Source organism: Bacillus sp. LUNF1, from assembly GCF_011008975.1.
Lineage (GTDB): Bacteria > Bacillota > Bacilli > Bacillales > Bacillaceae > Bacillus > Bacillus velezensis.
Genome location: NZ_CP048876.1, coordinates 167,501 through 170,000, shown reverse-complemented (window position 1 = coordinate 170,000; position 2,500 = coordinate 167,501). Strand labels below are relative to the sequence as shown.

At 52.9% G+C, this 2,500-nt stretch carries 2 rRNA genes (both cut by a window edge); both read right to left on the bottom strand.

The window, feature by feature from the left end:
* Positions 1-797: ribosomal RNA gene (locus G4O42_RS00995) — 23S ribosomal RNA — on the bottom strand; it reaches 2,133 nt to the left of the window's first position.
* A gap of 175 nt (positions 798-972) precedes the next feature.
* A 16S ribosomal RNA gene (locus tag G4O42_RS00990) occupies positions 973-2,500 on the bottom strand (it continues 22 nt past the right edge of the window).
* The 16S and 23S rRNA genes sit together here, the layout of an rRNA operon.

The window sequence follows — 2,500 nt, the reverse complement described above, 5'->3', positions numbered from 1 at the left end:
TCAACGTGCGTGGGTTCGGGCCTCCATTCAGTGTTACCTGAACTTCACCCTGGACATGGGTAGATCACCTGGTTTCGGGTCTACGACCACGTACTCAATTCGCCCTATTCAGACTCGCTTTCGCTGCGGCTCCGCATCTTCTGCTTAACCTTGCACGGGATCGTAACTCGCCGGTTCATTCTACAAAAGGCACGCCATCACCCATTAACGGGCTCTGACTACTTGTAGGCACACGGTTTCAGGATCTCTTTCACTCCCCTTCCGGGGTGCTTTTCACCTTTCCCTCACGGTACTGGTTCACTATCGGTCACTAGGGAGTATTTAGCCTTGGGAGATGGTCCTCCCGGATTCCGACGGAATTTCACGTGTTCCGCCGTACTCAGGATCCACTCAGGAGAGAACGAAGTTTTGACTACAGGGCTGTTACCTCCTATGGCGGGCCTTTCCAGACCTCTTCATCTACCTCGTTCCTTTGTAACTCCGTACAGAGTGTCCTACAACCCCAAGAGGCAAGCCTCTTGGTTTGGGCTGGTCCCGTTTCGCTCGCCGCTACTCAGGGAATCGCATTTGCTTTCTCTTCCTCCGGGTACTTAGATGTTTCAGTTCCCCGGGTCTGCCTTCTCATATCCTATGTATTCAGATATGGATACCACTCCATTACGAGTGGTGGGTTTCCCCATTCGGAAATCTCCGGATCAAAGCTTGCTTACAGCTCCCCGAAGCATATCGGTGTTCGTCCCGTCCTTCATCGGCTCCTAGTGCCAAGGCATCCACCGTGCGCCCTTTCTAACTTAACCGTTAAAAAGAATCACTACGTGATATCTTGCATTACTAATTGAATGTGAATTACTTCTGTTATCTAGTTTTCAAAGAACAACATCTCGAAGAATCGAATGATCCTTCAAAACTAAACAAGACAGGGAACGTTCTGTTTATAAGACCCAAGGTCTTATATTCCGTTAAAATCCTTAGAAAGGAGGTGATCCAGCCGCACCTTCCGATACGGCTACCTTGTTACGACTTCACCCCAATCATCTGTCCCACCTTCGGCGGCTGGCTCCTAAAAGGTTACCTCACCGACTTCGGGTGTTACAAACTCTCGTGGTGTGACGGGCGGTGTGTACAAGGCCCGGGAACGTATTCACCGCGGCATGCTGATCCGCGATTACTAGCGATTCCAGCTTCACGCAGTCGAGTTGCAGACTGCGATCCGAACTGAGAACAGATTTGTGGGATTGGCTTAACCTCGCGGTTTCGCTGCCCTTTGTTCTGTCCATTGTAGCACGTGTGTAGCCCAGGTCATAAGGGGCATGATGATTTGACGTCATCCCCACCTTCCTCCGGTTTGTCACCGGCAGTCACCTTAGAGTGCCCAACTGAATGCTGGCAACTAAGATCAAGGGTTGCGCTCGTTGCGGGACTTAACCCAACATCTCACGACACGAGCTGACGACAACCATGCACCACCTGTCACTCTGCCCCCGAAGGGGACATCCTATCTCTAGGATTGTCAGAGGATGTCAAGACCTGGTAAGGTTCTTCGCGTTGCTTCGAATTAAACCACATGCTCCACCGCTTGTGCGGGCCCCCGTCAATTCCTTTGAGTTTCAGTCTTGCGACCGTACTCCCCAGGCGGAGTGCTTAATGCGTTAGCTGCAGCACTAAGGGGCGGAAACCCCCTAACACTTAGCACTCATCGTTTACGGCGTGGACTACCAGGGTATCTAATCCTGTTCGCTCCCCACGCTTTCGCTCCTCAGCGTCAGTTACAGACCAGAGAGTCGCCTTCGCCACTGGTGTTCCTCCACATCTCTACGCATTTCACCGCTACACGTGGAATTCCACTCTCCTCTTCTGCACTCAAGTTCCCCAGTTTCCAATGACCCTCCCCGGTTGAGCCGGGGGCTTTCACATCAGACTTAAGAAACCGCCTGCGAGCCCTTTACGCCCAATAATTCCGGACAACGCTTGCCACCTACGTATTACCGCGGCTGCTGGCACGTAGTTAGCCGTGGCTTTCTGGTTAGGTACCGTCAAGGTGCCGCCCTATTTGAACGGCACTTGTTCTTCCCTAACAACAGAGCTTTACGATCCGAAAACCTTCATCACTCACGCGGCGTTGCTCCGTCAGACTTTCGTCCATTGCGGAAGATTCCCTACTGCTGCCTCCCGTAGGAGTCTGGGCCGTGTCTCAGTCCCAGTGTGGCCGATCACCCTCTCAGGTCGGCTACGCATCGTTGCCTTGGTGAGCCGTTACCTCACCAACTAGCTAATGCGCCGCGGGTCCATCTGTAAGTGGTAGCCGAAGCCACCTTTTATGTCTGAACCATGCGGTTCAAACAACCATCCGGTATTAGCCCCGGTTTCCCGGAGTTATCCCAGTCTTACAGGCAGGTTACCCACGTGTTACTCACCCGTCCGCCGCTAACATCAGGGAGCAAGCTCCCATCTGTCCGCTCGACTTGCATGTATTAGGCACGCCGCCAGCGTTCGTCCTGAG